The sequence below is a fragment of the Pseudaminobacter soli (ex Zhang et al. 2022) genome (assembly GCF_014595955.1).
Taxonomy (GTDB): Bacteria; Pseudomonadota; Alphaproteobacteria; order Rhizobiales; family Rhizobiaceae; genus Kumtagia; species Kumtagia pseudosoli.
This window is the reverse complement of record NZ_JABVCF010000001.1, coordinates 62,597-85,496: the sequence shown is the minus strand read 5'-3', so window position 1 is coordinate 85,496 and position 22,900 is coordinate 62,597. Positions and strand designations below refer to the sequence as shown.

Sequence of the window (22,900 nt, the reverse complement as noted above, 5' to 3'; positions counted from 1 at the left end):
CTCACGCAGCCGCCTTTGGTGCAGGCTGGACCGCCCTGCCCTCGTGGTCGAAGACCATGAGATGGCGCGGATCGATGAACACCTCGATCATCTCTTCCGGTTGGTAGCTGTGAATGCCGGATGCCAGCATCACCCAGCGCACGTCGGCGAACTGGACGTGGACGAAGCTTTCCGAACCGGTGATTTCGGTGACAAGGACCTTCGCTGGAAGGACGATCGCGTCGGCGTTCGGGCGTGTCGCCCGTAGATGATGAGGCTGGAATCCGATCGCATATGTTCCTTCGGGAATGGCCTTCATCCCGGCAGGAACCGGCAACGCTCCGCCGTCCAACTGGAAGCTATCACCCTGCTTGCGAAGGATGACGGTATTCAATGGCGGATCGGCAAAGGTTCTGGCGGTGACGAGATCCTTCGGCCGGCGGAACACCTCGATGGTCGGGCCGAACTGCGTCACCCGCCCCTCCGAGAGGGTCGCCGTATTGCCGCCCAAGAGAAGCGCCTCCTGCGGCTCCGTCGTCGCATAGACGAAGATCGCCCCCGTTTCGGCGAAAATCTTCGGCAGTTCGGCCCTGAGTTCCTCGCGCAGCTTGTAATCGAGATTTGCGAGCGGTTCGTCGAGAAGGACCAGGCCGGCGTTCTTGGAGATGGCTCGCGCGAGTGCCGTGCGTTGCTGCTGGCCGCCGGAGAGGCTGAGCGGCATACGGTCGAGATAGGGGATGAGCCTCAGCAGTTCGGCCGCGCGTTTGACTTCCCGGTCGGTGCGAGCGGCGTCCGCACCTGCGACTCGGAGCGGCGAGGCGATGTTCTCGTAGACCGTCATCGCCGGATAGTTGATGAACTGCTGGTAGACCATCGCGACATTGCGCTTCTGGACCGGCACGCCGGTCACGTCCCGACCGTCGAACCAGATTGATCCGGAGGTAGGAGCATCGAGGCCTGCCATCAGGCGCATGAGGCTGGTTTTGCCGGAAAGGGTCGGCCCGAGGAGTACGTTGAGTGAGCCGTGCTCGAGGGTGAGCGACACGTCGCGGATGTGGTCCGCGCCGGCGACCGTCTTGGTGACATTCCGAAGTTCCAGCATTCCGCCTCCTCCCAGGCTTATGCTTTCCCTATTCTGCGGCGGCCTTTTCCTTGTTGGCCGCAGCCATGTAGTCCTGCAGTCTCTCTGTCTCGTCCTCGCTGAAGCGCAGCCCTAGCTTGGTGCGCCGCCACAGCACGTCATAGGCCGTCATAGCCCATTCGTGCCGCATGAGATAGCGGAGCTCCGCCTCATGGAGATCGGCACCGAAATGCGCCCCGAGATCGGCCTCGCAACGAGCCGCCCCGAGCAGCGCCCGCGCCCGGGTTCCGTAGAGCCGAGCTAGCCGCCTCGAGTGAGATGGCTCAAGGAACGGATAGGACGCCCTCAATTGCGCCACCTGTTCTTCGAATCCGGTCACGGGGAAGTCGCCCCCTGGCAATGGTGGATCGGCGGTCCACGGCCTGCCGCGGTCTCCGAGGTGCTCCGAAACCTTCTCCAGCGCCGCCTCCGCCAACCGGCGGTAGGTCGTGATCTTGCCTCCGAAGATGTTAAGGATGGGCGGCCCGCCGGCACCACCGTCCAACTTCAGGACGTAGTCGCGGGTCGCTTCCTGCGCCTTCGAGGCACCGTCATCGAAAAGCGGCCGCACCGCAGAATAGGTCCATACGATGTCGGCGCGCCCAACCGGCTCGGCGAAATACTCGCTGGCCGCCTCACAGAGATAATCGACCTCGGCGTCGGTGATGCGGACATCCTTGGGATCGCCGACGAAGTCCTGGTCGGTCGTTCCGATGAGGGTGAAGTCCTCCTCGTAGGGAATCGCGAAGATGATCCGGCCGTCCCGGTTCTGGAAGAAATAGGCGCGCGGATCGTCGAACTTCTTCCTGACCACGATGTGGCTGCCGGCCACCAGCCGGACATTGCGGACCCGTTCCTGTCCGACAACACCGTCGAGCACCCGGTCCACCCACGGCCCGGCGGCGTTGACTAGAAGCCGCGCCCTCACCTCTTGCGTTTCCAGGCTTTGCAAATCGCGGATTGTGATCCGCCACTCCCCGCCTTCGTGCCGCGCGCTTTCCACTCTCGTTCGTGTGCGGATGACTGCGCCACGATCGGCAGCATCACGGGCATTCAGTACCACCAGCCGCGAGTCGTTGACCCAGCCATCCGAATATTCGAAAGCGCGCCTGAACAGCGGCTTCAGCGGCTTGCCGGCCGGATCGCTTCTCATGTCGATCGAACGGGTGGGCGGCAACAGTTTGCGACCGCCAATGTGGTCGTAAAGGAAAAGCCCGAGGCGCAGCAGCCATGCGGGCCGCAAACCCTCCGCATGCGGCAGCACGAAGCGCATCGGCCGGATGATGTGAGGCGCGATCCTCCACAGTACCTCGCGTTCCATCAACGCTTCGCGCACAAGACGGAACTCGTAGTGCTCGAGGTAGCGCAGGCCGCCATGGATCAGCTTGGTCGAACTGGATGACGTACCGCTCGCCAGATCGTCCATCTCGCACAGATAGACCGAGTAGCCACGTCCTGCGGCGTCCCGGGCGATCCCACATCCGTTGATGCCGCCGCCTATGATGAAAATGTCATGTATGGAGGCGTCGGCCACCGACCCGGTTCCACATTCGCACCACAGTATTTCTGCAGCTTTCGAAACTGTATCGCGATTATTCCGCGGTAAAAACGAATGTCAAATGAAAAGACAAAGGGGAGGTCTAGAGCCCTGGTGTCTTAGCGCCGCCGGGGCGCCTTTTCAGGCGGGCTCCGTCGCCGCACCCACGCGCGAGGTCTCGATGAGTTGGACTTCGCCCTCCTCGCAGACGCGGCGGATCGCCGGGATATCGCAGCGGTCGGTGATGAAGCTGTTGACTTGCGAAAGGTGCCCGATCCGGACTGGAGCGGTGCGCTCGAACTTGGTCGAATCGGCAACGAGGATGACGTGGCGGGCATTTGCGATGATCGCCTGGGCAACCTTGACCTCGCGGAAGTCGAAGTCCAGCAACGCCCCGTCCTCATCGATCGCCGAGGCACCAATCACCGCATAGTCCACCTTGAACTGCTTGATGAAATCGACCGCGGCCTCGCCCACCACACCGCCGTCCGAGCCGCGCACGATGCCACCGGCGATCACCACCTCGATGCCCGGATAGACGCGCATCCTGTTCGCCACGTTGATGTTGTTGGTGATGACCATGAGCCCGGTGTGGTCGAGCAGTGCGCGCCCGACCTCCTCGGTGGTGGTGCCGATATTGATGAAGAGCGAGGCGTTGTCGGGCACCATGCGCGCGGCGGCGCGGCCGATCGCCTCCTTCTCCGTAGCGGCGATCTTGCGGCGCGCTTCATATTCCAGATTGGCGATACCTGACGGGAACAGGGCGCCGCCGTGGATGCGGCTGAGTAGGCGCTGCTCGCAGAGGTCGTTCAGGTCCTTGCGGATCGTCTGTGGCGTCACGCCGAAATGACCGGCCAGATCGTCCACCAGCACGCGGCCATGTTCCTTCGCCATCTGCATGATCTCGGAATGGCGGGCCGAAAGGTACATGGCGTTGCTCCCGTATTTTCGTTTTTTCGCAGCTTAGCCGAAAACGAAAGTCCACGGAAGCGCGAATACGAAAGTTTCGCTATCGCCCCGATCCATAGCCGCCAAGCGCCTGAGCGCATCCGGTGATCGCGTCGTAGGCCACGTCGATGTCCCCGGCTGCGGTTTCGAATTGTCCCACCTGGAACCGTATCGCAACCTTGCCGTCCACCCGGGTCTGCGTGAGATAGATCCTGCCATCGGCATTGATCGCCTCCAGCAGAGCGAGATTGTGGGCGTCTTCGTCGACACCTGACGGCGCACCGTGACGGAAGGTGAACAGCGAGAGCATCGGTTCGGTGACGATCTGAAAGCCCTGCGCGCCCCGGAGCCGGTCGGCGAGGTTCTCGCTCCAGGCCACATGGTTGCGGATCATCTGCCGCAATCCGGAAAGACCATGGGCTCGCAGCAGAAACCAGAGTTTTAGCGCCCGGAAGCGCCGGCCGAGCGGTATCGACCATTCGGAATAGTTGATGATGCCATCCCGGCCATGCGTCTTCAGATATTCGGGGCGGATCGCCAGCGTCCTGACGAGATCGTCCGGTTCGGCCACGAACTGGATCGAACAGTCGAACTGGGCGCCAAGCCACTTGTGCGGATTGAAGACGATCGAGTCGGCATTTTCCACGCCCGCCCAGAAGTGGCGGAATTCGGGGCAGATCATCGCCGAGCCGGCCCATGCGGCGTCCACGTGGAGGTAAAGGTCGTGCCTGCGCGCCACGTCCGAGAGGGCGCCAACGTCATCCGTTCCGCCGACGCTCGTGCCGCCGACGGACGCGACGATGCCACAAGGCAGATATCCCGCACGCTTGTCCGCCTCGATCGCGGCCTCAAGGGCATCCGCTTCCATGCCGCGCAGCGGTCCGCTTCCGGGCAACTTGACGAGGTTCTCTTCGCCTATGCCGGCGATCCAGATCGCGCGATCGATGGAAGTATGCACTTGATCCGAACAATAGACCCTGAGCCGCCGATTGCCGGACAGGCCGGACTTGTTGCCCTCCCAGGAAAGCGCCCGCTCGCGCATTGTGAGGATCGCCGCCAGCGTTGCCGATGACGCCGAATCCTGAATGACGCCGGCAAAGCGTTGCGGCAGACCCAGCGCCTGCCGCATCCAGTCGACCATCCTCGTTTCGAGTTCGGTCGCCGCCGGCGAGGTCTGCCATAGCATGCATTGTGCCGCCATCGCGGACACGAGGTATTCCGCGATGACTGAGACCGGCGCGGCGTTCGCAGGAAAATAGGCGAAAAAGCGCGGATGCTGCCAATGGGTCATGCCGGGCAGGATCTTGGCCTCGAAATCGGCGAAGATCTCCTCCATCCGCTCCGGTGTCTCCGGAGGCGATGTGGGAATCTGCGAGGCGATCTCCCCCGGGCCCGCCTTCGGCCGCACCGGATGCTGGCGGATCTCCTCGCGATAGCGGGCCCCCCAGTCAGCGGCCTGGCGCGACCAGTCCCGGAATTCGTCGTGGTTCATGACAAGGCCCTCGGCAAAGCACCGAACCATTAGAAGCGGTCATCGTCGGTGCCAATGCGACAGAACCGCGATGATTGGCTGCCAGGCTAGAAGCGCGACGTCTGGTGAATGCTAGATGCTAGGCGGCCCCGCTAGGCGGGGCCGCGATGTAGTCGTTGCTTGTGACCGTCAGGCGGTCAGGACGTAGACAACCTTGTAGGTCTTCGGCTGCACGATGATGATCCGACCGTCCGCGAGCACGAAGAACTGGTAGCTTCTATACTGCGGCACGATCTCGATCACACGCGGGGGCAGCGGCCGCAGTTCCACGGTGCGGGGCACCTCCACGCCGACCGAGACATTGATGTCGAGATCGACGGGCGGAGGCGCGTCCTGGACGATGACCTCGTGGATTTCGGTCCTCTGTTCCGTGGTGATGTTCACGCTGGCTGTCGTCTCGTCGGACACATCCTATTCGTCGTTCGCCTGCGCCGCATTGTCGGTCGCGCTATTCTGGTCGTCCGATTGGGCCGTGTCAGCGTTCACCCTGTCCTGCTTGGACTCTGATGCGGTTCCGTTCTCGTCCCGCTGAGCTTCAGCCGCGTTCTGATCGTTGGGCTGTTCGGATGTCGAAGCGGCATCCTTCGAGGCATCGCCGTTCTGCTCATCGGAGTTGGATGCGGCGTTCTGGTTATCACTTTCCTTTTGCTTGACGCCCGCAGCGTCCTCGGCGTTCTCTTTAGGCTGATCCGCCGCGGCGGCATCGTTCGAGTTGTCCTCCTTCGGCTGCTCGGCGCCGGCAGTGTTCGACTGCTGGTTTTTCTGCTGCTCTGCAGCACCTTGCGCCTGGTCTTGGGTCGCATCCTGCTGCTTCGATGCAGCCTTGTTCGAGGGAGCGGCTCCGGTTTCAGGCTGGTTCAGCAGAGGCTGTTCGGAGGCCTCCTGTGCGTAAGCGGGCATTGCGAATACCGACGACAGCAGAGCCGCGGCAGCCAGGGGAAGTATCTTGCGCATGCTAGTTCACCTCTCACTCAGTTTGAGAATTGTCGTCCCGGGTTCGGAACTCCGAAGCATTGTTGTCTGTTCCCTAACCGAGTGAAGTGGACGCGCCGCGATACCAGACCCGGAAAGGCAACGGACGGATGCGGCGCGCGGGGCGGAGTTGAAGGTCGTGAGCTATCGTCGGAATGCAGATCCTGAGATCAGGGTGGGTGGCGGACTGGTATTTGCCTTCCTGATGATTGTCGCGGCCACAATCGCAGCCATCTACGCCAGTGGCGCTGGTGCATTTGACACAGCCGCGCAAGGTAAGTTGCAGTTGGGAGAGACGTTCCCGAAGTTCCTTAGCGCTGAGGAGATCGCCACTGCCAAGCCCAATACGAGCACAGCCGCCGATGCGAGTACAATGGTCGACATGACCGTCACCTCGTCCGTTTCGCCGAAGCCAAAGACTGCAACGCCTCAATGCAACTTCGACGCCTGCGCGGCGGCTTACCGCAGCTTTGATCCGTCGGATTGCACTTACCAGCCCTACGAAGGTCCGCGCCGGCAGTGTCGGCGGTAAGCCGGAACTGAGAAAGTAGAAGTTCCAGTTGGTTAACCGCGGCAAATTCGCGCGCTTTCTAGCCCAGCCGTATTGTCGCTCGATTTCATCACGAGTATTATCCTCATGTACCGCGGCGGGGGGAAACCATGCTGACTGCCCGGATGCATAAGATGAAAAAGAAAAACCGGACGCAGGAGTCATGGTGCCGAATAGTCAGGCAACGCCGAATATTTTTGGGCAAGCACTTCGGACTTACCGAAACATAGTGGGTTCCGTGCTGGTTTTCAGCGCGGCGATAAACGTTCTCATGTTCGTCGGCCCGCTCTACATGCTCCAGGTCTATGACCGGGTATTGCAGAGCCGCAGCGAGATGACACTTGTGGCGCTCACCGGCATCGCTGTCGCACTGCTTGCCGTGTTCGGCATTCTTGAGTGGATCCGGTCGCGAGTGCTGGTACGCGCGGGGTTACGTTTCGACAACATCCTCGCCGGCCCACTGTTCTCACGTGTGGTGTCTTCGATACTGGCTCAGCCCGGCAACAAGTCCGAATTTGCGCTGACTGACGTCGACCGGCTTCGGGATTTCCTCACCGGCGCCGGTCTGATCGCCATCTGTGACGTGCCGTGGGTGCCCGTGTTTCTGGTCGTCTGCTTCGTCTTCCATCCCTGGATCGGCTGGGTCGCCACAATCGGTGCCGTGGTCATCTTCGTGCTGACGATTCTCAATGAGATAACCACGAAGAAGACGCTGCAGGAGGCGAATGCCAGCGGCCAGGCGGCTCAGCATTTCGCCACCACTACCCTTCAGAACGTGGAAGTGATCCGCGCCCTGGGCATGGAACAGAGCCTGCGCGGCCGCTGGTCGGCGATGCACCGTCGCATGCTGGAACTGCAGGCCACGGCGAGCGACCGTGCGGGCGTGCTGCTGTCTACTTCGAAATTCTTCCGCATGGTGCTGCAGATTGCGATCCTGGGCGTCGGTGCCTACCTCGCTCTCAAGAACGAGATCACGCCCGGCGTGATGATCGCGGCTTCTATCATGATGGGCCGAGCACTCGCGCCGGTCGACCAAGTCGTCTCGCAATGGAAGCAGTTCGTCGGAGCCAGGCAGGCCTATGGCCGTCTGAAGGACCTGTTCGCCAGTGTCCCGGAGAATCTGGAGCGTACGAAGCTTCCGCGCCCCGAAGGTGCGCTTTCGGCTGACCAGATTGCGGTGGCCCCCCCGGGCACACGCACGCCCATCGTAAGCGGCGTGACATTTTCTCTCGAGCCGGGCGAGGCCTTGGCGCTGGTCGGACCGAGCGGCGCCGGCAAGTCGAGCCTGGTCAGGGCGTTAGTCGGGGTGTGGACGCCACTCGGTGGAGGGGTGCGCCTCGACGGCTCCGAACTGTCGCACTGGAACCTGGACGAACTGGGCGAACATGTCGGTTACCTGCCACAATCCGTGGAACTGTTTGCCGGTACGATTGCGGAGAACATTGCGCGGTTCAGGGAGGCCAAGTCGGAAGAGATCATCCTTGCTGCCCACCGGGCGGGTGTACATCACCTTATCCAATCGCTGCCGGATGGCTACGAGACGCAGATCGGCGTCGGCGGGCGACAGCTTTCCGGCGGTCAGCGCCAGCGCATCGGCTTGGCTCGTGCGCTGTTCAATGATCCCGCGTTGATCATCCTCGACGAGCCCAACTCGAACCTCGACATGGAGGGCGAGGAGGCGCTTTTGCGGGCGCTCAAGGATCTAAAGGCGCGCAAGCGCACCGTCGTCTTCGTCAGCCACAAGATCGGCCTGCTCGCATTGAGCGACAAGACGATGATCCTGGCCGAGGGGCGCATGCGTGCCTTCGGCCCGACGAGAGACGTACTGCAGCCGAAACCGGTTCCGCAGGCCCAGGTATCACAGAGCGCGCCGTCCAATATGGTCGCGGCCAAGTAACGAAAATGGCGTTTCAGTTGACTAAGTTCGATCTGTCCAGGCGTCTCAATCTGAGGACGCGGGTAGCCCCGATTATGGATGCCGCAATGAGCGACAACAAGAATCTTGAAGGGTCCGACAAGGCCTTCTCGCCCAGGCGCTACATCGCGCTCGGATACGCGACGATAGCCTTGACCTTCGGCGTGTTCGGCACCTGGGCGGCCACGGCGCCGCTTGCCAGCGGTGTCGTCGCGCATGGGATGGTCGTCGTGTCGAGCAATCGGAAGACGATCCAGCACCTGGAAGGTGGCATCATCTCCGAAATCGTTATCAGAGACGGCGATATGGTCGATCGCGGCGACGTCCTGGTGCGGCTGGACCCAACCCAGGCGGAGGGCAACTATACGGTCCTTATAGATCGGCTGGCGCTTCTGCGTGCGACCGAGGCGCGCCTGCAGGCCGAGAGCGTCGATGCCGACGAAGTCGCCTTTCCGAAGGACGCCCAGGCGGCCACTGCCGGCGAGGAGCCGGCCTATGTGGCTTTGCAGCGCCAGCAGTTCCGCGACCGCAAGGCCACCAAGGACGGTCAAATCGGTATACTGGAAGCGCGCGTGAAGCAGCTCGAAGGCGAGGTGTCCGGCCTGGATGCACAGGAGAAGTCCCTTACGGAGCAGCGCGATTCGCTGGCGGAGCAGACCGGCCGGATGGAAGCGGGCCAGAAGAAGGGCTACGTCTCGGCCAATCAGCTCGCTGAGTTGATGCGCGGCGGAATGGAGATCGAGGGCAATCTCGGACGCCTTCTGGCCGACAGGGCCAAGGCGAACGAGGCGATCACCGAGACGAAGCTGCGTATCCTGCAACTCGACCAGGAGTTCATCGAACGGGCAAGCACCGAATTGCGCGACATCCGCGACAAGATCAGTGAAGTGGCGGAACGGGTTAAGCAGGCGCAGGACGTCCTCGACCGAACCGTCATACGCGCCCCGGTGCACGGAATGGTCCAGAACGTGAAGATCCACACCAAATCCGGCGTCGTCCGCCCGGCCGAGCCTCTCATGGAGATCGTACCGCTTGATGACGAACTGATCATCAATGCCCGCGTGCGCCCGCTCGACGTCGACGAGGTGGCAGTCGGCGGCACGGCGGAGGTCCGCTTCCCGGCAATCTCGGGCAGGAAAACGCCGGTGATCTTCGGTTCCGTGCAGGTCGTGTCGCCGGATGTCATCCAGCCCGACAATCCGCAGATCGAACCGTACTACAACGCCCGCATCGCAGTCAGCGAGAAGGAGATACCGCAGGAAGTTCGCAAGCGTCTGCAGGCCGGCATGCCGGCTGAGGTGATCGTAGCCGGAGGCGAGCGCACGATGGTGCAGTACCTCGTCCGGCCGCTGACGGACGCCTTCTCGAAAGGCTTGCTGGAGAACTAGGCGGTCGGGCTCGATTCCAGCGAGCCGCTCTTGGCCGGCTCGCTGGTGAGCGATGCCGACATCTTTGCTCTAAGCGAGGAGCTTGGCGCTTAGAGCATTGATCGTTCTGGCCGCGGCTGACGCGTTGGTTCCTTTTCATTCCGGTTGGTGCCAAGCAGCGGCTGTGGTATGCGGCGCGCTCACAGAGACCGCCACCATGACGCCTACCGACGACGCAGCCAGCGCATCCCTGCCGGCTGCCATCCACCCCGCCCTCGCTTCGGCCCTCGCGGCCAAGGGCTACAGCCAGTTGACGCCGGTTCAGATCGAGATGGCAAGCGGGGGCCATGGCGAGGCTGACCTCCTCGTATCGGCACAGACCGGCTCGGGAAAGACGGTCGCCTTCGGCATCGCGATCGCATCGACGCTGCTCGGTGAGGGCGAGCATTTCGGAGCGGCCAGCCAGCCGCTGGGCCTCGTCATCGCTCCGACCCGCGAGCTAGCGATCCAGGTGCAGCGGGAACTCGACTGGCTCTACGCGGCGACCGGCATGGTGACCGCGAGCTGCGTCGGCGGCATGGACATGCGCAAGGAGCGCCGGGCGCTGGAGCGCGGTGCGCATCTCGTCGTCGGAACACCCGGACGCCTGCGCGACCACATCACCAGGGGCGGGCTGGACCTGAGCGCACTGCGCGCCGTGGTGCTCGACGAGGCCGACGAAATGCTGGATCTCGGTTTCCGCGAGGATCTCGAGTTCATCCTGGGCGCAGCCCCGCAAGAGCGCCGGACGCTGCTGTTCTCCGCGACCGTCCCGCGAGGCATCGCCGAACTGGCCAAGACTTTCCAGCGCGACGCGGTGCGCATCGCAACGACAGCGTCGACCGAACAGCATGCCGATATCGACTACCAGTTGATGCTGGTGCGGCGCGACGAGCGCGAACGCGCCGTCATCAACACGCTGCTCAATTCAGATTCCACTAGCGCATTGATATTCTGCCATACGCGCGAGGCGGTGCGCCACCTTACGGCGCGCCTCGCCAACCGGGGATTCTCGGTCGTCTCGCTTTCGGGCGAGATGGCGCAGTCCGAGCGGTCGAACGCGTTGCAGTCCATGCGTGACGGCCGGGCGCATGTCTGCGTGGCGACCGACGTCGCGGCGCGCGGCATTGACCTGCCGAACCTCGACCTCGTGATCCATGCCGACGTGCCGAGCAATCCGGCGACCCTGCTTCACCGCTCCGGTAGGACGGGGCGCGCGGGCCGCAAGGGCATCTGCGTGCTCATCGTCCCCGAGCATAGGCGCGGAGCCGCCCAGCGCGTCCTGGCATTGGCGAAGTTGGTGGCGACCGTTCGCGCGGCGCCCGGCATAGCCGAGATCGAAGCACGCAACCGCAGGGAGATTCTGGATACCGCCCTCTCCGCGGCCCCACCCGACGAGGCGGAAGCTGCCTTCGTGGCCGAGTTACTGGACCAGGTCGACGTGGAACGGCTTGCCGCAGCCTTCCTTCGCCAGCAGCTCGCCGCTCGCCCGGTTCCGGAGGACATCTTCCCCCTCCCCGTCGCCGACATGCAGACCAGAAAGCCCAAGCGCGACAGGCGGTTCGAAGAGGACGGCGTCCCGGCAGCGGTCCGCGAGCCGAGCGGCCCGCGCATGGAGGGCGGCGTCTGGTTCACCCTTTCACTCGGGCGCAAGCAACGCGCCGACCCGAAATGGCTGCTGCCGATGATCTGCAAGGCTGGCGGCGTGTCGAAGCGCGATGTCGGCTCGATCAGAATCGACGACACCGAGACCCGCTTCGAGATATCCACCGAGAAGGCCGCGGATTTCGCCACCCGGATCAGAGAGCCGGGCAACTCGGAGCGCGGCATCGTGATCGCGCCGGCCCGCGAGGCAGGCGAGCGGCAGTGGCAGGGCAAGCCGAAGTTCAAGGGCAAGTCCGACTCCAGGCCGGACTTCAAGGGCGGGCCGAAACCGTTCAAGAAGCCGCACCGCAAGGGCGGATCGCCGGACGGCAAGCCTTTCGCAGGGAAGCCGGCGAGCGGCAAGCCGTGGGGCAAACCCGGCGGCAAGAAGCCCAAGCGCCCAGAGTGATCCGGGCGTAGCGTCTAGCTGCGCAGGCCCGGCGCCTCCTGGCCGGTGCGCTCTACATATTCGGTATAGCCGCCGCCATAGGTGTGCAGACCGTCCGGGGTCAGTTCCAGCACGCGGTTGGACAGAGCGGCGAGGAAATGCCGGTCGTGGCTGACGAACAGCATGGCGCCCTCATAGCGGGAAAGTGCCTCGATCAGCATCTGCTTTGTCGCGATGTCGAGATGGTTGGTCGGCTCATCGAGAACCAGGAAGTTCGGCGGATCGAACAGCATTCTCGCCATGACGAGGCGCGCCTTCTCGCCGCCGGACAGAACCCGGCACTTCTTCTCGATCTCGTCGCCGGAGAAACCGAAGCAGCCGGCGAGCGCGCGTAGCGGTGCCTGGCCGGCCTGCGGGAACGAATCCTCCAGGAACTGCAGCACGGTGCGATCGCCGTCGAGCACTTCCATCGCGTGCTGCGCGAAATAGCCCATCCTCACGCTCGGACCGCGTGCGACGGAGCCCTGGTCGGGCTTCGACTCGCCTGCCACGAGCTTGAGGAGCGTCGACTTGCCGGCGCCGTTGACGCCCATCACGCACCAGCGCTCGCGTCGGCGGATCTGGAAGTCGAGGCCCTCATAGATTTTCCGGGCGCCGTAGCTCTTGTGGATGTTCTTCAGCGTCGCGACGTCCTCGCCTGACCGCGGCGCAGGCTGGAACTCGAAGCGCACCGTCTGCTGGCGTTTCGGCGGCTCGACCCTGTCGATCTTCTCTAGCTTCTTGACTCGGCTCTGGACCTGCGCGGCGTGACTGGCGCGCGCCTTGAAGCGCTCGATGAAGGCGATCTCCTTGGCGAGCATGGCCTGCTGGCGCTCGAACTGGGCCTGCTGTTGCACCTCGGCCACGGCACGCTGTTGACGGTAGAACTCATAGTCGCCGGAGTAGGAGGTGAGCGAACCACCGTCGATCTCGACGATCTTGCCGACGATGCGGTTCATGAACTCGCGGTCGTGCGACGTCATCAGCAGCGCGCCGTCGAAGCCCTTCAGGAAATTCTCCAGCCAGATCAGGCTCTCGAGATCGAGATGGTTCGACGGTTCGTCGAGCAGCATCACGTCTGGCCGCATCAGGAGTATCCGGGCTAGCGCTACGCGCATCTTCCAGCCGCCGGAGAGTTTCGCGACGTCGCCGTCCATCATCTCCGGGCTGAACCCCAGACCGCCAAGGATTTCGCGCGCGCGGCCGTCCAGCGCATAGCCGTCAAGCTCGTCGAAACGCCCCTGTACTTCGCCATAACGGGCCAGGAGATCGTCCATATCGTCGGCACAATCGGGATCGCCCATCGCGGCTTCCAGTTCGGCCATCGCCGCGGCAAGCTCGCTGACCGGCCCGACACCGTCAATGACCTCGAGCACGGCGCTCTTGCCGGACATGTCGCCGACGTCCTGGCTAAAATAGCCAATGCTCACGCCGCGATCGACGGAGACTTGCCCCTCGTCCGGCAGTTCCTCCCCGGTGATCATGCGGAACAGTGTTGTCTTGCCCGCACCGTTCGGCCCCACCAGGCCGATTTTCTCGCCGCGTTGAAGCGCGGCCGAGGCTTCGATGAAGACGATCTGCTTGCCGTTCTGCTTGCTGATATTCTCGAGGCGGATCATGGATTTCCGATGCGTTGAGGTTAGTGGACACCGACGAACCTGCCGCCGCTAAATCATCGCGACCGCACCAGCGCAAGGGTGTCGATGTCGCAATCGCGATTCCGCGTCAGTGACAACCTTGTCAGGCCGCGCACTGTTGTGCTCTTGAACTTACAGCGGCCCTTTATGTCCGCTATGGGCGTCAACTCGTCGCCCTGCGCACTCCTGCGGAAGCCCGCTCCGGAGACACGCCGGAAGCGGTCATACAGGCTTCGATTTCATCAATGGCGGCACCCAGAACGAGGAATGCGTCGTTGAGTGTCTTTGCCGCTAGCCTTGATGTGCGCCTCCCAAGCGTGCCGGGTAGACCGCCACCGGTGAGAGGAGCCACAACATCAGTCCCGAACCGGGTGGTTCAACGGAATGATGTTCTAAGATTGGAGGGAACACAGCGCGCCTGTTCCTCTCTTGGCACCGTGATCCCGAGTATCTTGCGAGCGATTGCACAGTGCACTATCGCTTGGGAATTCCAGATGAAGAAACTCCTCCTCGTCGGCGCCGCGCTCTATGCGCTTGTCGCCGCGCCCGCCTATGCCCAGTCGGCTGACAAGATCCTGAACGCGTCCTACGATATCTCGCGGGAGCTCTTTGCACAGATCAACGAGGCGTTCGTCGCCAAGAACCCTGGCAAGACGATCGACCAGTCGCATGGCGGCTCGTCGCGTCAGGCTCGCGCCATCCTGGAAGGCCTCGAGGCCGACGTCGTTACCTTCAACCAGGTCACCGACGTCGACGCACTCGTGAAGGGCGGCTTCGTTTCGGAAGACTGGCAAAGCGAATTCCCGAACCAGGCCTCGCCCTTCTATTCGCTGCCCGCCTTCCTCGTGCGCGAGGGCAATCCCAAGGGCATCAAGGACTGGGGCGACCTTGTCCGCGAGGACGTGAAAGTCATCTTCCCCAATCCCAAGACCTCCGGGAACGCGCGCTATACCTACCTCGCAGCCACGGCCTACGCGAAGGAAGTGTTCGGCAACGACCAGGCCAAGGTCAGCGAATTCATCGGCAAGCTGTTCGGCAACGTCCCGGTGTTCGACACGGGCGGCCGCGCAGCGACGACGACCTTCGTCGAGCGCCAGATCGGCGACGTGCTGATCACGTTCGAGGCGGAAACGCGCGGCATCGCCAAGGAGTTCGGCGAGGACAAGTTCGATACCGTCGTCCCCTCCGTCAGCCTGCTCGCAGAGTTCCCCGTTGCGATCGTCGACATGGTCGTCGACAAGCGCGGCTCCCGCGATCTGGCCAAGTCCTATCTCGATTTCCTCTACACCCCCGAGGGCCAGAAGATCGTCGCCGCCAACGGCAACCGTGTGAACGACGAGGCAGTCGCGGCCGAATTCAAGGATCAGTTCCCTGAAGTCCGTCTCGTGACGGTGGAGGACGTCTTCGGCGGATGGGAGAAGATCCAGGCGGAGCACTTTGCCTCCGGCGCCCTCCTCGACCAGATCTACGGCGAACGCTGAACCTTCCTCACTTAACCGCGGGCCGGCGGGTCTTGACTCGCCGGCCATCTCTGTTTGCGAAAGGTAGTCTGCGTGCGCCGTCGCGTCCTGCCGGGTCTCACCCTATCCCTTGGCATCACACTCTTATATGTCGGCCTGATCGTCGCGCTGCCGCTCGGCGCGCTGATCTTCAAGGCCGCGAGCCTCGGTCCCGAGGATTACTGGCGCATCATCTCGTCAGGCCGGGCCTTGGCCAGCTATCGGGTGACGGTCCTCTCCGCCGCCGCCGCGACCGTCTTCAACCTTGTCTTCGGACTGGCGCTCGCCTGGGTGCTGGTGCGCTATTCCTTCCCCGGCAAACGGCTCGTCGACGCCATTGTCGACCTGCCGTTCGCGCTGCCTACAGCAGTGGCGGGAATAGCACTCACGACGCTCTTCGCGCCGAACGGCTGGTTCGGGTCCTGGCTGTCGGAAGCCGGGATCCGCGTAGCCTATACCCCGCTCGGCATCATGATCGCGATGGCTTTTACGAGCCTCCCCTTCATCGTGCGGACCGTGCAGCCGGTGCTGGAGGATCTCGACCCGGCGCTTGAGGAAGCCGCCCAGTCTTTGGGCGGATCCGACGTTGCCATCTTCCGTAAGGTCATCCTGCCGCTGCTCGTCCCCGCACTCCTCGCCGGCGTCTCGCTGGCATTCGCCCGCAGCCTCGGGGAGTTCGGCGCGATCATCTTCATTGCCGGCAATCAGCCTTTCGAGACCGAGATCACGGCGCTCCTCGCCTTCATCCGTCTCGAGGAATATGACTATCAGGCGGCTGCCGCGATCGCTTCGGTCCTGCTGATCACGGCCTTTGCCATGCTCGCCGTGACAAACTTCCTGCAGGCGCGCGCCCTGCGCTACACGGCGAGGTCGTGACGTGAGCAAATACCTCCGGAAGGCCAAGCCGCCCCGCGTCGGGGACGCGCCGGCGGTCCGGCGCAGCCTCATCGCCTTCGTGCTCCTCGTGGGCGCGGTGCTCATTCTCGCACCGCTCGTGGTTATCTTTGTCCAGGCGTTTTCGCAGGGCTTTTCGACCTTCGCCCGGACAATTGCGCAGCCCGACACGCGTCACGCGATCTTCATGACGGTGGCGACGGCGTTGATCGCCGTTCCCATCAACACGGCGTTCGGCATCGCGGCCGCCTGGGCGATCACCAAGTTCGATTTCCCGGGCAAGCGACTGCTCACCGTGGTGATCGAGATTCCCTTCTCGATCTCGCCGATCGTCGCGGGCGTAGCCTATCTGTTCGTCTACGGGCTGCAGGGGGTGTTTGGTCCGGCGCTGCAGGCAGCCGACATCAAGATCCTCTTCGCGCTCCCCGGAATCGTGCTTGCCTCAATGTTCGTGACCGCGCCGTTCGTCGCGCGTGAACTGATCCCGCTGATGCAGGCGCAGGGACGCGACCTTGAAGAGGCCGCAACCTCGCTCGGCGCTTCCGGCTGGCGGACATTCTTCTCCGTTACGCTGCCCAATATCCGCTGGGCCATGCTCTATGGCGTGGTGCTCTGCAACGCCCGCGTCATGGGCGAGTTCGGCGCCGTCTCGGTTGTCTCCGGCAACATCCGCGGCCAAACCAACACGCTGCCGCTCCACGTCGAACTGCTCTACCACGACTACCAGACCGTCGGCGCCTTCGCCGCCGCATCGATCCTCACCGCTCTGGCTCTCGTCACCATCGTGGCGAAGGTGATCCTGGAGCACCAGGGTGCTGGCCGTGCCGGCCGGCCGATGCTCGCCGGTCCTGCAGTCGAGGCAAAGGAAACGCACCAATGAAGATCACGCTCGACACTGTCGTGAAGACCTTTGACACCTTCCGCGCCGTTCACGGGGTCTCGCTCGAGATCGAGAGTGGCGAACTGATCGCTCTGCTCGGGCCGTCCGGCTCGGGCAAGACGACGATCCTGCGCATGGTTGCAGGCCTGGAATATGCCGACAGCGGGAGCATCCTGTTCGGCGACAAGGATGCGACCGACATTCCCGTTCGCGACCGCGGCGTGGGCTTCGTGTTCCAGCACTACGCGCTGTTCCCCCACATGACGGTTGCGGAGAACATCGCCTTCGGCATGAAGGTCTCGAAGCGGAAGCGGAGCCGGGAGGAGATCGCCACTCGCGTGACGGAGCTTCTCGCCCTCGTCAGACTCGAAGGGCTCGGCGACCGGTTCCCGACGCAGATCTCCGGGGGCCAGCGGCAGCGCGTGGCGCTCGCCCGCGCGCTTGCCGTCGATCCGCGGGTGCTTCTCCTCGACGAGCCGTTCGGCGCGCTCGACGCCAATGTGCGCCGCGACCTTCGCCGCTGGCTGCGCGAGATCCACGACCAGTTGGGCATCACGACATTGTTCGTGACCCACGACCAGGAAGAAGCGCTCGACCTCGCTGATCGCGTGGTCATTCTCGAGCAGGGACGCATCGTACAGGAAGGGACACCCGAGGAGGTCTGCCGGCGGCCGAATTCGCCTTTCGTAACCAAATTCCTCGGCGACGCGCACCGTCTTGTCGGCCCCGTGACCTCCGGCTCGGCCCGGGTTGCCGGTGGAACGGTCGCGGTCCCCTCGCTGCCCGATGGCCAGGCGGAAATCTTTGTGCGCCCCGCGGATCTGAGCTGGGGCGAAGGAGACATTCCGGCGGAAGTGACCCGTGTCATCGATCGCCCCGACGGGCGGCGCGTCGTCGTGCGGCTCGAAGACGGCACCACCTTGGAGCTCGACATGCCGCCAGAGACGCGGATCGAGAAGGGCGACCGCCAAACCCTGCGCGTGCGCCGCGCCCACGCCTTCCCCCTCGCCTAGCAAGTTGTTGCTCCCGTCAGTGACGGCAATCGCACTTGAACTCTTGGAACGACATGGGTCAGTCCGGGGAGCAGGCCTCGGCGATCGACAGGCTGTTCTCGTAGAGGTGGTGTCGGGTGATCCGGCCGTCCTCGACGGTAAGGCGCAGTGCAAACGGGCCCTGGAAGGACTTTCCCGTCGCGCGCACGGTCCCCGACAGGTGCCCCATCAGGACCGCGTCGGCGCCGTCGACGAGGAAGCTGTCGACAGAGGCGCGCGCGTCCTCGGGCACGGTATACTCCATCAATTCCGTGAACTGGGCAGCACAGTCGGCGGCGGTGGACCGCGGGCGGATCCACGGCGCGGCGGGGTTCTCGGCGAGCATCCAGTCGACCTCATCGGCGAACAGCGCGACGAGCCGCTCGGTGTTCCCGGCCAGCCGCGCGGCGAGGAGCTCCTGCACGACAGCCCGAGTGGTTTTGGAGGTGGAACTCGCGGTTCTGGCTGAACTCTCCCTGACGGCGGTGAAATTGGCGGACATGGTGCTCTCCTCTTTGCGCCGGGTTCCCGGTGGGGGCGTCGATGTGTTTGCTTCTGCCAGGGAAGCGGAGAGCGGTCGATTACGTCGGAGGTAATGAGCACCAGACAGTGATCCGGCGCACCTTCTCATCTAAGTGCGCCGCTGCCGTCTAGCTTAGAGATCGACTTGCCCGGAAATCGCGATCACGTCTCGACCTCGATCCGGAGACATCGCACGGTGCTCTCCAGCTTCGTGTGCTCGAGCAACAACCGGACGGCCCGGGGTGCTCACCAGCGCCAGACGCCCCGACCGGTTGGGCGAGCCTCATAAATCCATCATAGACGAAGACTATGAGGGCAGGCATTCCGCCGGACGCGGCATGCAGCAATTGGCTGCCGCAATTGAGAAGGAAGGTTTCCGCATCGTCGGCGGCATCAATTACAAGGACGCCCGGCGGCTCGCCGAGATATTCAACAGCAAGTCCTGCTGGCTGATCTCGGTGGACGGCTCGGAAGACGAGAGCCCGTTCCCGCCGGAAGCCTAGGATGGCCGCACCCCGGCGTTTTCCGCGGCTTTCGGCCTGCCACGCCTTCAGGGGCACGTGGCGGCGTTCTTCCGCTGTCCCGCTAAGTTGTTGAAAAAATTGGTGGGCGATGACGGACTCGAACCGCCGACATCTTCGGTGTAAACGAAGCGCTCTACCAACTGAGCTAATCGCCCGACGCGTGCCGGAGCTTTAAGCACTTCCCTCCGGCAGCGCAAGGGCAGTCTGGCAGCTTCGCTGCGAGTTGTTCCCTCCCCCCTTCTCAGGTGCAGGGACCACCCGAAGCCTTCCGCCCGCCGATCAGTGACCGATCTTGCCGGGAGCAAGCCCGCGCGGAAGGAGCGGCAGTTCACGAGCGCCAGCCAATGGCGGGACGCTCGCCTGCTCAAGAAGTGGGTGCCCTCGTCTCAGCGGTGAGTTCCAGCGCCGTCTTCAGGTGTTCGTCCCGCTCATACACATCCGCGAAATACTCCACCTTGCCGGTCGCCGTCGGCCAGGCGGTGAAGTAGGCGACGTAGACCGGGATTCTCCCGGTCACCTTCTCCACCGAATGACCGTTCTTTAGCTTCTCCGCGACGTGATCGACCGATGTGCCGAGCACGGCAGCGGCCATGCCGCGCGGGTCCTCCAGACGGATGCAGCCATGGCTGAAGGCGCGCATGTCACGCTGGAAGAGATGCTTGGTCGGCGTGTCGTGCATGTAGATGGCGTGCTTGTTCGGGAACAGGATCTTCAGTTCGCCCAGAGCGTTCGCCTCGCTCGGTATCTGGCGTACCGAATAAGGAACCTTCGAGCCGAACCGGTCCCAATCGATGGCCGTGGACGGAATGCGCCGGCCCTTCGCGTCGAGCACCTCGTAGCCGGCCCTGTCGAGATAACCCGGATCGCTGCGAAGCCGCGGCAGCATCTCGTTGACGATGATCGACTGCGGCACGCCCCAATAGGGATTGTAGTCGACCTGTTCGATCTCGTCTGCGAAGAAGCTGGTCTGTGTGGAAGGGGCGCCGATGACGACGCGCATCTTAAGCTTCTCGTCGCCGCCGTCGATATAGCTCGCCGTGAAGGCGGGCTGGTTGACGAAAACGCGCGGGCTGCCGAGATCGGATGGCAGCCAGCGCAGTTGCTCCATCGCGAGCCGCACCTTTTCGATACGCTCCGGCGTCGGAGTCCCCGCAATTGCACGAACAGTGCGCGGCCCGATGACGCCGTCCGGCCTCAGACCGTGGCGCTTCTGGACAGCCTTCACCAGCGGCACGAGTTCCTTGGAATACTTCTCGCTTTGGCCGTGATTCGACAGAGTTTCGCCGAAGCCCCCGCCGAGGTCGCCGAGGTCTCCGGCAATCACGCCGAGCAGTTTCGGCAGTTCCGGGCTGCTTTCGCCGGGTTTCAGCAGAAGCTTGGGATCGACGGATATCTCGGTCTCGGCACTCGCCTCCAGCGCCTTCAGTTCGGCCTGAAGGGCTTGGAATTCCGGATTCTGCGGATGACGCGATTGAAGATAGGCGCGCAGGTCGTTGCTGTGCGCCACTATGTTAAGCACTCCCGCGAGCTTGAGCGGCTTGCGCGGCAGGTCATGGTAACCGGAGATTCGGTTGGGGTCGATGCGCCCCTGGGTTGCGTCTTGGACATAGCGCAGCAGGCGTGCCGAGAGTGCCATCTCGAAACGAATGAACTCATTGGCCCGGGCGTCAGGTGTCGACGCTAGTCCCCCAGGGTCCGGCAATGACACCGCATAGTCTGCCGGGTCCAGGCCATAGCTCGCTGCGTCGCTGAGAACTTGCAGCGCGTCTTTCGCGGCGGGGCTCGCTGCCCCCTGCTCGATCCAGATGAAGGCGCGATTGGCCGAATAGTAGCTGGTGAGAGCCTCGGCGATGTCGCGCTCAGCAAGCAGCTTGTAATCCTGCAGCCCCGGAAGCGAAGCGTCGAAGGAGGCCGGCTGCGCCGATACGCTATAGGCTGCTGGCACTGCCGCCTCGAGCAAAGGCGCGAAATCCACCTTCACCAGACGGTCCGGCTTGTAGGCATAGTAGACAGGTCCGGTGATCTTCTGCAGGGGAGCCGAGCGCTGCGCCTTCCTGGGCGCGGGGCGGCCTTGCCAGTACTGCTGCTGGTATTGTTCTCTGTAGAGCGGCCTGTATTCCGGACGATACACCGGCTGGCGGTATCGGTAGCCGCCGCCAAATATGAAATCAAAGATGTTGGCAGCTCGCGCTTCGGGCGCTGATACGGCGAGCGCAGCTGTGGCTGCCGTCAGCAGAAGGATTGACACCCATCGTGGCCTTGGCGTCATCGCTCTCCCCCATTCGCCTTTATGCCGCAATCGCGGCAGAACCAAGACTGGCGCCGCGGCTGTCCCCGTCGAAGCGCCGCTGCAGATAATACCCAGTCCGACTCACACCGTTTAACATGAAGTGAATGCGCGGCACTGTGGCTATGTTCCGCCTCGTTCTAAGAATCCACTCCGCGTCATCCGGCCAGCGCCAAAGGCGCCGGGCTGCTTACGAAGTTGACGATCCGCGAGATGACTGCTGCGTCCGACAAAATTCGCCGATGGCCGAGCCCGGCCGCCCAGTGCAGTTGAACGTGTTCGCCCGCGGCAGCGTAGGAGCGGGCCTCCTTCGCGGGCACCTCGCGATCGTCTGGCGCATGGATGACGAGCGTCGGCAGGCGACTGCGTGCGACAAGCCGCGAGCCGTCGAAGTCCTGAAGCGGGCGACCCGCCAGGCGCTCAATGCGCCCGGCCATTGCGGCTCGCGAGCGGTCGCCGATTCCAAGCTGACTCGAAAACCAATCGATGATGTTCGAGATCGAATCGGGCGCCGCAATCAAAACAAGTCTCGCTGCCCGCGTCGGCGGAACCGCATCCAGGGAGCCGGCTGTGGCATTCGCGGCAACCGCGCCGCCGAAGGAATGTGCCACGACCGCGGCAAACGGGCCGAACCATTGATCCACCTGCCCGACCACCTCCACCGCTTTCATCATCGTCAGCCGGCGGCCACCCGAACGCCCGTGGCCGGGCAGATCGATCGAGAATACACGAAAGCCGGCCGCCCTGAGGCCCTCTATGATCCCCATCATGAATTCAGTGCGCGACCGCCAGCCATGGAGGACCAGGACCCGACCGGCCTCGCGTGCAGAATTCTCCGGACGGAACTCATGTACGCAAACGCAGTCGCGCCCGACCGCGACGCGATGATGTCGCGCCGTCTGCATGAAGGCGTCGGCGCGTGCGATCGCCCGTCGCTCGCCTTCGGTCTGCCTGCGCGGGTCCGGTGTGCGGGCGAAGAGTGCGAATGCAGCGCGGCCAGCAAGTTCCGGTGAGAGCTTTTCCCCAATGCGGAAGGCTGCACGAATGACCTTCAAACCCATTGATGTCATAATCGGCACCCATCAGTTAGTTCAAGCATGAACAGGTTAGTTCAATCGTGAACAAAAGACAACAGCTGCCCTGGGACAACCCGCGATTCCGCAACTGGGTCGCGGTCGCTCGCGCCTGCCACGCCGTCGAGCGGGCGCTTGGCGCGGCCTTGCAGCCGCTCGAACTCAAACCGGCGCAGCTCGATGTCCTGATGAACCTCTACCGGCATCCGGGCATGGCGCAGAACGAGTTGGCCCGCAAATTGCTGGTGGGACGCTCCAACATAACCATGCTGGTACCACAGTTGGAGGAGCGCAGCCTCGTGAAGCGAGAGGGGGACGAGAAGGACCGCCGCGTCAACCGGCTGTCGCTGACCTCTCAAGGCGAGGCTTTGCTGATGAAGGCCCTGGAGGTCCACATGGCGCTGATCGAGAAGGCCATGAGTGCCGTCCCGCCTAACGAGTGCGATCTCGTCGGCGAACATATGCGCCGAATCACTGAAGTTCTCAGTGCGGATTGAGCTCTCTCAAACGCGCGCGATCGACCG

19 protein-coding genes, 1 tRNA gene and 1 pseudogene are annotated in these 22,900 nt (G+C 63.4%); 10 read left to right on the top strand and 11 right to left on the bottom strand.

Annotated elements, in window-relative coordinates; translation table 11 throughout:
* Position 1 precedes the first annotated feature (1 nt).
* The 6 genes from HUI96_RS00410 to HUI96_RS00385 form a co-directional block, all read right to left on the bottom strand.
* On the bottom strand, positions 2-1,081 hold the full coding sequence (locus HUI96_RS00410) for an ABC transporter ATP-binding protein (RefSeq protein ID WP_188252658.1): 1,080 nt from the start codon (positions 1,079-1,081) through the stop codon (positions 2-4).
* Positions 1,082-1,109: 28 nt separating this feature from the next.
* Complete coding sequence (glpD, locus tag HUI96_RS00405; RefSeq protein WP_188252657.1) at positions 1,110-2,633, bottom strand: glycerol-3-phosphate dehydrogenase; 1,524 nt, start codon at positions 2,631-2,633, stop codon at positions 1,110-1,112.
* Between the two features lie 144 nt (positions 2,634-2,777).
* On the bottom strand, positions 2,778-3,566 hold the full coding sequence (locus HUI96_RS00400) for a DeoR/GlpR family DNA-binding transcription regulator (protein ID WP_188252656.1): 789 nt from the start codon (positions 3,564-3,566) through the stop codon (positions 2,778-2,780).
* Positions 3,567-3,645: 79 nt separating this feature from the next.
* Positions 3,646-5,076, bottom strand: coding sequence for a pyridoxal phosphate-dependent decarboxylase family protein (locus HUI96_RS00395; RefSeq protein ID WP_188252655.1), 1,431 nt, complete (start codon positions 5,074-5,076; stop codon positions 3,646-3,648).
* A gap of 168 nt (positions 5,077-5,244) precedes the next feature.
* Complete coding sequence (locus HUI96_RS29235; protein WP_188252654.1) at positions 5,245-5,523, bottom strand: DUF1236 domain-containing protein; 279 nt, start codon at positions 5,521-5,523, stop codon at positions 5,245-5,247.
* Positions 5,524-5,526: 3 nt separating this feature from the next.
* A complete protein-coding gene (locus tag HUI96_RS00385; RefSeq protein WP_188252653.1) occupies positions 5,527-6,069 on the bottom strand; it encodes a hypothetical protein in 543 nt (180 codons plus the stop codon).
* A 157-nt stretch (positions 6,070-6,226) separates the two neighbouring features.
* Here HUI96_RS00385 and HUI96_RS30215 point away from each other — a divergent pair, with 157 nt between their 5' ends.
* The 4 genes from HUI96_RS30215 to HUI96_RS00365 all read left to right on the top strand — a co-directional run bounded on the left by HUI96_RS30215 (position 6,227) and on the right by HUI96_RS00365 (position 12,011).
* A complete protein-coding gene (locus tag HUI96_RS30215; RefSeq protein ID WP_425299175.1) occupies positions 6,227-6,619 on the top strand; it encodes a BA14K family protein in 393 nt (130 codons plus the stop codon).
* Between the two features lie 181 nt (positions 6,620-6,800).
* Positions 6,801-8,534: a type I secretion system permease/ATPase gene (locus tag HUI96_RS00375; protein WP_188252652.1), complete on the top strand. Its 1,734-nt coding sequence runs from the start codon at positions 6,801-6,803 to the stop codon at positions 8,532-8,534.
* Positions 8,535-8,620: 86 nt separating this feature from the next.
* On the top strand, positions 8,621-9,940 hold the full coding sequence (locus tag HUI96_RS00370) for an HlyD family type I secretion periplasmic adaptor subunit (RefSeq protein ID WP_188252651.1): 1,320 nt from the start codon (positions 8,621-8,623) through the stop codon (positions 9,938-9,940).
* Positions 9,941-10,136: 196 nt separating this feature from the next.
* Entirely contained in the window at positions 10,137-12,011 is a 1,875-nt protein-coding gene (locus HUI96_RS00365) for a DEAD/DEAH box helicase (RefSeq protein WP_188252650.1), read from the top strand.
* 14 nt (positions 12,012-12,025) lie between these two features.
* Here the strand turns inward: HUI96_RS00365 and HUI96_RS00360 are convergent, their stop codons facing one another.
* Positions 12,026-13,648, bottom strand: coding sequence for an ABC-F family ATP-binding cassette domain-containing protein (locus HUI96_RS00360; RefSeq protein WP_188252649.1), 1,623 nt, complete (start codon positions 13,646-13,648; stop codon positions 12,026-12,028).
* Positions 13,649-14,160: 512 nt separating this feature from the next.
* On the opposite strand from HUI96_RS00360, the gene HUI96_RS00355 reads away from it, so the two are divergent.
* The 4 genes from HUI96_RS00355 to HUI96_RS00340 all read left to right on the top strand — a co-directional run bounded on the left by HUI96_RS00355 (position 14,161) and on the right by HUI96_RS00340 (position 17,952).
* On the top strand, positions 14,161-15,147 hold the full coding sequence (locus tag HUI96_RS00355) for a sulfate ABC transporter substrate-binding protein (RefSeq protein ID WP_188252648.1): 987 nt from the start codon (positions 14,161-14,163) through the stop codon (positions 15,145-15,147).
* Positions 15,148-15,219: 72 nt separating this feature from the next.
* Positions 15,220-16,041 (top strand): sulfate ABC transporter permease subunit CysT, encoded by an 822-nt coding sequence (gene cysT / locus HUI96_RS00350; RefSeq protein WP_188252647.1) that lies wholly within the window; start codon positions 15,220-15,222, stop codon positions 16,039-16,041.
* Position 16,042: 1 nt separating this feature from the next.
* On the top strand, positions 16,043-16,939 hold the full coding sequence (cysW, locus tag HUI96_RS00345; protein ID WP_188252646.1) for a sulfate ABC transporter permease subunit CysW: 897 nt from the start codon (positions 16,043-16,045) through the stop codon (positions 16,937-16,939).
* Positions 16,936-17,952, top strand: coding sequence for a sulfate/molybdate ABC transporter ATP-binding protein (locus HUI96_RS00340; protein ID WP_188252645.1), 1,017 nt, complete (start codon positions 16,936-16,938; stop codon positions 17,950-17,952). The genes cysW and HUI96_RS00340 overlap by 4 nt, the downstream gene beginning before the upstream one ends.
* Positions 17,953-18,010: 58 nt before the next feature.
* Here HUI96_RS00340 and HUI96_RS00335 read toward each other — a convergent pair whose 3' ends face one another.
* Positions 18,011-18,472, bottom strand: a complete 462-nt coding sequence (locus tag HUI96_RS00335) for a nuclear transport factor 2 family protein (protein WP_188252644.1) — start codon at positions 18,470-18,472, stop codon at positions 18,011-18,013.
* Between the two features lie 292 nt (positions 18,473-18,764).
* Between HUI96_RS00335 and HUI96_RS00330 the strand changes: the two are divergent.
* Positions 18,765-18,974: pseudogene (locus tag HUI96_RS00330) on the top strand (Orn/Lys/Arg decarboxylase N-terminal domain-containing protein); the annotation flags it as partial.
* Positions 18,975-19,095: 121 nt separating this feature from the next.
* Here HUI96_RS00330 and HUI96_RS00325 read toward each other — a convergent pair.
* From HUI96_RS00325 to HUI96_RS00315, 3 genes are all read right to left on the bottom strand, one after another.
* A tRNA-Val gene (locus tag HUI96_RS00325) sits at positions 19,096-19,171 on the bottom strand.
* A gap of 209 nt (positions 19,172-19,380) precedes the next feature.
* Entirely contained in the window at positions 19,381-21,264 is a 1,884-nt protein-coding gene (locus tag HUI96_RS00320) for a L,D-transpeptidase family protein (protein WP_425299174.1), read from the bottom strand.
* A gap of 197 nt (positions 21,265-21,461) precedes the next feature.
* The gene (locus HUI96_RS00315; RefSeq protein WP_188252641.1) at positions 21,462-22,373 is read right to left on the bottom strand and encodes an alpha/beta hydrolase; all 912 of its coding nucleotides are present in this window, start codon (positions 22,371-22,373) and stop codon (positions 21,462-21,464) included.
* 47 nt (positions 22,374-22,420) lie between these two features.
* Between HUI96_RS00315 and HUI96_RS00310 the strand changes: the two genes are divergently transcribed.
* Complete coding sequence (locus HUI96_RS00310) at positions 22,421-22,873, top strand: MarR family transcriptional regulator (protein ID WP_188252640.1); 453 nt, start codon at positions 22,421-22,423, stop codon at positions 22,871-22,873.
* The last annotated feature ends 27 nt before the right edge of the window (positions 22,874-22,900 follow it).

Bases quoted from the DNA above. Each gene is read 5' to 3' on its own strand.
- HUI96_RS00410 (WP_188252658.1), bottom strand. From the start codon at position 1,081: ATGCTGGAACTTCGGAATGTCACCAAGACGGTCGCCGGCGCGGACCAC.
- HUI96_RS00400 (WP_188252656.1), bottom strand. From the start codon at position 3,566: ATGTACCTTTCGGCCCGCCATTCCGAGATCATGCAGATGGCGAAGGAA.
- HUI96_RS00395 (WP_188252655.1), bottom strand. From the start codon at position 5,076: ATGAACCACGACGAATTCCGGGACTGGTCGCGCCAGGCCGCTGACTGG.
- HUI96_RS00385 (WP_188252653.1), bottom strand. From the start codon at position 6,069: ATGCGCAAGATACTTCCCCTGGCTGCCGCGGCTCTGCTGTCGTCGGTA.
- HUI96_RS00375 (WP_188252652.1), top strand. From the start codon at position 6,801: ATGGTGCCGAATAGTCAGGCAACGCCGAATATTTTTGGGCAAGCACTT.
- HUI96_RS00370 (WP_188252651.1), top strand. From the start codon at position 8,621: ATGAGCGACAACAAGAATCTTGAAGGGTCCGACAAGGCCTTCTCGCCC.
- HUI96_RS00365 (WP_188252650.1), top strand. From the start codon at position 10,137: ATGACGCCTACCGACGACGCAGCCAGCGCATCCCTGCCGGCTGCCATC.
- HUI96_RS00360 (WP_188252649.1), bottom strand. From the start codon at position 13,648: ATGATCCGCCTCGAGAATATCAGCAAGCAGAACGGCAAGCAGATCGTC.
- HUI96_RS00355 (WP_188252648.1), top strand. From the start codon at position 14,161: ATGAAGAAACTCCTCCTCGTCGGCGCCGCGCTCTATGCGCTTGTCGCC.
- HUI96_RS00340 (WP_188252645.1), top strand. From the start codon at position 16,936: ATGAAGATCACGCTCGACACTGTCGTGAAGACCTTTGACACCTTCCGC.
- HUI96_RS00335 (WP_188252644.1), bottom strand. From the start codon at position 18,472: ATGTCCGCCAATTTCACCGCCGTCAGGGAGAGTTCAGCCAGAACCGCG.
- HUI96_RS00315 (WP_188252641.1), bottom strand. From the start codon at position 22,373: ATGACATCAATGGGTTTGAAGGTCATTCGTGCAGCCTTCCGCATTGGG.